This window comes from Halopenitus salinus (assembly GCF_042662125.1).
GTDB lineage: Archaea > Halobacteriota > Halobacteria > Halobacteriales > Haloferacaceae > Halopenitus > Halopenitus salinus.
Window position 1 is genome coordinate 320801 of record NZ_JBHSXL010000002.1, and the last position, 7056, is coordinate 327856.

Genomic DNA, 7056 nt, shown 5'->3' on the forward strand with positions numbered 1-7056 from the left:
CATGAGTGCGAAGCCTGAAGCGGACGAACAGGAGAGGATACAGGACTCCGAGGTTCGGTTCCGTGTCGAGAACGTTCGGAAAGAGTTCAACAATGTCGTTGCTCTCGACGACATCGACTTCGAACTTCGTCGCGGCGAAGTCGTCGGTCTCGTCGGTGAGAATGGTGCCGGAAAGAGTACGCTTCTTAACATCCTTAGTGGGATTTACCAGCAGAATCGTGGAAACATCTACGTCGATGATGAAGAGGTCATCATTGAAAACCCGCGTGACGCTAGTCATGAGGGGATTGCTATTGTCCATCAAGAACAGAACGTGATTCCGAACCTCACGGGATACGAGAATCTGTTTCTGGAGCAATATCCTGATTATGCAACCATGGGTATCCTCGACTCCGGCGAATTGAAGCGGGAGGGAAAGGAGGTTCTCGATACGCTCGGTATCGAACTTGATCTGGAGAAGCGTGTCTCGGAATACTCGTTCAGCGACCGGCAGATGCTGGGTATCGCGAGAGCATTCACCGAAACGGTCGACAGCGACCATCCGATCATTCTGCTTGATGAGCCTACCGCCGGACTCGAGGAGGACGGTCGTGACCTGCTTTTTGACCGGATCAATGACCTCCGGGATCGGGCCTCGTTCGTGTTTGTTTCCCACGAACTCGATGAGGTTCTCGAGATCAGCGATCGCATCTATGTCCTTCGAGACGGGAAAGTAGTCGACCATCTGTGGCAAGAGGAGGCAACCGAGGACAAACTCCAGCACAGTATGGTCGGTCGGGAGATTGCTGAAGAATACTATCAGGTTTCGAAACAGCGTGAACTCACGGATGAGGGGGCGGTGTTGTCGGTGTCCGACCTAGGGAACGAAAATAGCTTCGAGTCGGTCTCTTTCGACCTTCGGCGCGGGGAGATCTTCGGCATCTGTGGTGTGATGGGCAGCGGGAAGAGCGCCCTCGGTCGTGTCCTGAGCGGTGTCGATGCCGCCGATACAGGGACGATAACCGTCGAGGGTGATGAGGTTACCACCGGCTCGGTTTCAAGGATGGTGAATGAGGGTGTTGGGTATGTTCCCAAGGACCGCCAATCAGAAGGGGCCCTTCTCTACCAGCCGCTTCGGGTCAACGTATCGCTTCCAAGTCTCGGGACGGACCTCGTAGCCGACAAGCTACCCGGGATGGGGACAATCAAGTGGCTCATCGACTTCGAGAAGGAACAAACCATGGCAAGGGACGTGATCGACGATCTCAACGTCAAAACGCCGGGTATCGAGTCCTCTCTCGTCCAGTTAAGTGGCGGAAATCAACAGAAGGTCGTCCTTGGAAAGAACCTCGAGCGTGAAGTGTCGCTGCTCATCATGGATAATGTGACTCGCGGTATCGATGTGGGAGCTAAAGAAGAAGTCTACCGGATCCTCCGTGGGCTAGCCGACAGTGGAGTCTCGATGGTGTTTATCGCTGATGAACTCCCTGAGCTCATCAGTATGAGCAATCGTATCGGTGTAATGAAGGACGGACAGATGGTCGACGTGATCGATGCACCACGTGATGACAAACCGACTGAATCGGAGATAATCAAACAAATGATCTAACCATGGCAGGAAACAATTCCGGAACCCCGGTCCTCAGCTGGATCGAAGAATATCGAAGAACTCGTTCTATCGTAGACATACTTGTCGATCTTGGTCCGTTCCTAATGTTGATTATCTTGATGATAGCTTTCACAGTTTCCACGGACGTCTTTCTCACCTACGACAATCTCGTCGGGAACGTGTTAATGAATAGCACGATCCTGTTGCTCGTTGCGCTGGCCGGAACGTTCCCCATCCTTCAACAGAGTATCGACCTATCCGTGGCTTCTATCGTTTCGTTTAGCGGTGTACTCACGGCGCTTCTTATCACCGACTACAACCTTGGGTTGCTCGCTTTGGTCTTAGGAACGCTCGCCGGAACAGGCGTCGGTCTGCTGAATGGCGTGGTATTTGCGAAGGGGAAGATCCCTTCGTTCCTCGTCACGCTCGGGTCGCTCTCGATATTCAGCGGATCGGCGTTGCTATTGACCGGCGGCAGATCAGTCCCCTTCAATGCGCCCGAGATTCGACAGATAGCCATCGGGAATCTCATCCCGACCGTACCGAACCTCGTCATATGGGGAATAATACTATACGTGTTGGTTTCCCTGCTCGCCTGGAAGACGACGTTCGGACGCTATACGTACGCGCTCGGCGAAAACGAGCGCGTGGCGGATTACTCCGGTGTGAAGGTCGACCGCTACAAGATCGGCGCGTTCGTTGTCTCCGGAACGCTATGTGGGCTTGGAGGCGTGCTCTTGGCCGCCCGTATCACGTCCGCGAGCCCGAGCATGGGTGACGGGCTACTGTTAGAAAGTATCGCAGCCATCGTCATGGGAGGGACTGCCCTTACCGGCGGTGTCGGTGGACCTCACCGGACTATCCTCGGTGTGATGGTCATCGGTGTGTTGACAAACGGGATGAACCTCCTGAGTATTCAGTCGTTCGTCCAGGAGATCATCCTCGGATTCGTGGTTATCTTCGCCGTGGCTATGTCGATCGATCGTGATAAGATCGACGTTATCAAATAGAGTCACGGCATCCCCTCCGCGTTTTGTTCTCCCCTTTGGGTGAAACTAAAAAACCCACCCTCCCGGGGTGGGATGGGATCTCACTGCGACTACCCGTGGCCGCCGGCGTTATTTAGAAATTAAACGTTCCATATTCCCATAATATTGATAAGAGTGGGCGTACTATCAATTTGCGTTATGTTACCCGTCGAATTCTCGTCCCGACGATCAATGAACTACGGAAACGTTCCGGCCATTAGACGCGAACAGGGATCACGAGCATGACGGACAGCGTTGAGGAAGCTGTGGCAACGCTGACTGACGCTGAATGGGTTGATCTCACGCATACGCTTGAAGAGGATATCCCCGCTGTACCGACTCACGCCCGCTTTGGACATACTCTCTATGAGTCGTATGAGTGGGGAGATGAGGCGTGCCACTACCGGATCACAATGGGCGAACATAGCGGCACCCACATTGATGCGCCGCTTCACTTCATCGCCGAAGGGGACGCACACTATGATGTCGCATCGATCCCGCTCGAATGTCTCGTCGGGCGTGCCGCCACAATTGATGCGACTGACGTAGAAGGAGGTAAAACCGTGACTCGCGAGCGGATCGAGACGTGGGAACAAGAACACGGATCTCTGCGAAACGGCGATCGGGTTCTCTTTTGGTTCGGATGGGACCGATACTGGGACACGGGCGAGACAGGTCAAGAATACTTGGACTCGTGGCCGGGACTGTCGGCTAAAGCAGCCGCATACCTCACCGACATCGGGATCGATCTTGTTGGATGCGATACCGCAGCCGTTGATGCCTCCGGAAACGACGAGTTTCCTGCACACTATGAGCTTCTCGGGGAGGAGACGTACATCGTGGAAAACCTGACTAACTTGGATCAATTACCGGCGTTTTCCGCTTTATTTACCTTCCCACTGAAGATCGACTCAGGATCCGGTTCACCGATCCGGGCAGTCGCAATGATCGATTGAATGGTCGATTCTGCTTTGTTGAATTCGATGACGGCGTCGGGGTCACTGTTTGAGCGCTTGTTCGAGATTGTAGACTGTGGGGATCACCACGAGCTCGCGGAACTCGCGGTACCATGCGTGAGGGTGGACAGCGGGGCCGAACCGACGCTTGATGGCCGAAAAGGCGGTCTCGGCCATCCAGCGCTGGCCGTATAATTCGCTGTCCAACCGGGCGTTGTGTGCGTGATCGTACGCAGCAAACAGCCGATGACGAAGCAAGGGCCGGACGCCCTCTGACCGGAGAGCGTCCCGGAGAGATTGGTTGTCATAGCCTTTGTCGCCGGCGATACTTTCTATTTTCTCGGTGTTACGAAGGGCGACTCGACGGCCAGTTTGGGTGTCGTGAGGCCAGTGTGCCGAGCAGTGAATATCGAGGATGGCACACGAGTCTGTATCGACGAGCGCCGTCGTTTTCAGCGTGCGTATATGGCGATCCGAGCGGTGTTGGTAGTGTCTCGATGCCGTTTCGCGGTCGAAGAATGTGGCATCGATGGCACCGTGCGAGCCCGGATCGCAGATGGTCGCGGACTCCCGGAGGAAGCCGCGCCACACCGACATGGGCACCCTCTCAAACGACCGGTACAGCGTTGAGGGTGCGGGAAATGCCGTCGCGCGAGCTGTAACAGACCACGAACGCGATCCATCTCGCTCGCCCAATCGACGATCTCGCGGTGCGTCGCGTCCATCTGAACCCGAAAAAAGTGGAGCGTGACATGCTTCCAGCCGGAAAACCCGTGGCCAGTCGGATCACTCACCGCCGTTGGACTGGCGGCAGAGCGCTTTTGAGCCAGCGACACGGCTTGCTTACCGAAGCGGAAGAGGAGTTTAGGCACATTCGGCTCTTCCGCTTCGCTTCCGTCTTCAGAGCGACGCTATCCTGCCGCATTCTGCGGATTCAACAGAACACCTTGGACATACTTCGGTGAGGGCACGCTATTGCTGTGCCCTCCGCCCTTCGAGGGGCAATAAAATCTACACGTACAAAGAGCAGTCTTGGAATTCGGTTCAACGAAGAGCTTCTATAGACACACTCGACCGTTATTGGATATCAGGGCGTAATGGGGAGAGCTCTTCCCACTGTGCATGATGTTCGACGCAAAGCGTCACAAGGTTTTCGAGCATATTTGCTCGTTCGTAGTCAATTTCTCCATCATCATGGAACGAGCGTAGTGGGATGACGTGATGCACATGCAGGCTTTTGCTGAACTGATCCCGATGAGTTTCACTGGAGATTTGACATCCAGGATGTTGACACTCGTAAGAATCACGCTCTAACGCTCGTGTTCGTATTGTCTTCCAATTCGGCCCGTACCAGAGTCGTTCCCGCTTTTCTGCCCCGGCCCACAATGGATGGTCAGGGCCGGTGAATGGGGTGAATGGTTCGTATCCTGCGGTCTTGATTGCTTCATTCCAACTCCCGAACTTTCGGATGTAGCCGCGGAGTGAGTATCGGCTATCGCTATTCAAATCGGAGATGAAGGGAGCACGACCGAGTTTCTCGGCTAATCGGTGAATCTCCTCGATAAGTTCCTCACGTGGGATTTCCTCGTGATTGGGCTCGAAGCCAACACTCCGTAGTGCGTTATTCCAGCTTCCGAAATGCTTGGTGGCCGCTTTTCTCGAATATTGCCCGTACTCGTTCATCTCCTCGACCGTTGGTGGATGACCGAGCTGCTCGCTGAGTGATTGAATGGCTTCGACAACCTCCGCTTTCGAGACGGTCGCTGGTTTGTTGATTTCAAGCCCCGCCTCCCGGAGTGCATCGTTCCAGGTTCCAAATTCGGTGATGTACGCTTTCTGCGTATACCGCCCCTTTTCGTCCATTTCGCTCATAGCCGGTGAATGGCCGAGTTCCGTGGCGAGTCGCTGTAGCGCGTGTATGAATTCATCTCGCTGCTGGTCTTCTCGGTGGTTCTGCGAGATGTGGCCTGCTTTCTTTGGACCTGATTCGAACTCGGTGCCGCAGTACTCGCGTTCGTAGCTGCCTGTTTCGTTGGACATAGTGATTCAGCGAACGCGAATTGAAGGCGCTCGCACCCCTCGGTGCGCCAATAAACTCTCAGTGGCCCGCGGGTTGGCCTGTTGTCAAGGTCGTGGCTGCGCGCGCAGCGACCGGAGGGAGCGAGCACGGAGCGGTGGGTGGGGAGGTGGGGTTTGGGTCGGCGCCGGCATCAGCAAAAAGGGGATCGCGACGATCTGGCTACTCCCACCACCGACCGCGCTCGGGGAAATGGACCGTGCTCCACCCGGTCAACGCGAGTGAGACGCGCCCCTCGTACCAGTTTCGCGCCGCCCCGTAGATGCGCACCCGTTCGCCCTCGCGCATCCACGGTTGCTTGGACGCCTTCCACACGGTCACTCGAGTCGTTCCACTGTCGTCACTGATGAGTCCGACCTGCGCGATCTTCCGACTCGACGGCTCCCACAACGTCTCGATGCGCCCTTCAACCGCCACCTCTCGTCGATCGACGTCCTCGAGTTTCTCGATCGGCACGATCCGTCCCGGCCCCAGCTGGAGTTCTTCGAAGGTCTTGATGACCGCAGCCATCTTACTCGTTCCACGCACCAACTCTCCGGCCACCCGCCGACTGATCGCCGCTCGCGTCCAGCCGCCGAGCTGCTTCGCTAATCGCCGCGCCTGCCTGTTCACGAACGCCAACTCGTCCTGGGGAAGTTCTTCCCGAGGATCCGGCCGATCCGGGTCAGCTAACGGGTCCACGCTCGCACGTCGACGTTCGAAGTCCACTCGTCGGGCCGCGCTCCCCCGCGCCGCCGCGCTCCGCGTTCGCTCCTCGCGACCCTCCTGGGTCCCGAATGCCGCCCGGGCACTGATGCGCGCCAACTCGTCCTCCCGCGCCCGAATGCACTCTTCCTGTTTCAGGGTCACACCGTGGATCCGTTCCTGGCTCGTGTCGACCATCCCGTCCGGGTGATTGGCGTCCACTTTCGCTTGCACCTCCATCTGCACCGTCGCCCGTAGCTCCGGCGTTTCGTCGACGACTTCGAACCCGTCCTCGTCGACCTCCGGCTCATCCACGTGTTCGTACGCCTGCTCATCAACCGAAACCTCATTACCAAAGACGTTCTTACTAGACATTGGAGTTACTTGCTCCAAAGGCGCTCACGACGCGCCACCACCCGCGCTCTATCGCGGGTTTTTCACGACAGTTACCGACAGGAGTCATCTGCGCTCTCGCTCGCGCCTTCGCGCACGCCTTTGGCGGGCGCGAGCGAGAGCGCCCGACACGACGGGCCACAACCAGCCCCGCGCGGCGATCCGCCCGGCGCGAGCGTCCAGCGGAGTAAGCGTAGGGGGCGAGCAGCCACGCAGCGCAGCCCCCTGCGGTTACCCGCTGGCGTCGAGGGCACATGCACTTTAGCCCGGAACGGGCGCTCGCTGTGCGGAGAGCGCCCGCACGCCCGGAATGGTCGGTCGCGAGCGAAG

At 57.0% G+C, this 7056-nt stretch carries 5 protein-coding genes and 1 pseudogene; 3 read left to right on the forward strand and 3 right to left on the reverse strand.

What is annotated here, in order from left to right; translation table 11 throughout:
• Window position 1: 1 nt before the first annotated feature.
• From ACFQE9_RS02760 to ACFQE9_RS02770, 3 genes are all read left to right on the forward strand, one after another.
• The gene (locus ACFQE9_RS02760) at window positions 2-1588 is read left to right on the forward strand and encodes a sugar ABC transporter ATP-binding protein (RefSeq protein WP_379739925.1); all 1587 of its coding nucleotides are present in this window, start codon (window positions 2-4) and stop codon (window positions 1586-1588) included.
• 104 nt (window positions 1589-1692) lie between these two features.
• Window positions 1693-2598 (forward strand): ABC transporter permease, encoded by a 906-nt coding sequence (locus tag ACFQE9_RS02765; protein ID WP_379739965.1) that lies wholly within the window; start codon window positions 1693-1695, stop codon window positions 2596-2598.
• A 260-nt stretch (window positions 2599-2858) separates the two neighbouring features.
• Entirely contained in the window at window positions 2859-3572 is a 714-nt protein-coding gene (locus tag ACFQE9_RS02770; RefSeq protein ID WP_379739928.1) for a cyclase family protein, read from the forward strand.
• A gap of 42 nt (window positions 3573-3614) precedes the next feature.
• Here the strand turns inward: ACFQE9_RS02770 and ACFQE9_RS02775 are convergent.
• The 3 genes and pseudogenes from ACFQE9_RS02775 to ACFQE9_RS02785 all read right to left on the reverse strand — a co-directional run bounded on the left by ACFQE9_RS02775 (window position 3615) and on the right by ACFQE9_RS02785 (window position 6708).
• Window positions 3615-4444 (reverse strand): annotated as a pseudogene (locus tag ACFQE9_RS02775) (IS5 family transposase).
• Between the two features lie 205 nt (window positions 4445-4649).
• Entirely contained in the window at window positions 4650-5612 is a 963-nt protein-coding gene (locus ACFQE9_RS02780; protein WP_379739931.1) for a homing endonuclease associated repeat-containing protein, read from the reverse strand.
• A 199-nt stretch (window positions 5613-5811) separates the two neighbouring features.
• Complete coding sequence (locus tag ACFQE9_RS02785) at window positions 5812-6708, reverse strand: SOSS complex subunit B family protein (protein ID WP_379739934.1); 897 nt, start codon at window positions 6706-6708, stop codon at window positions 5812-5814.
• Window positions 6709-7056 lie beyond the last annotated feature (348 nt).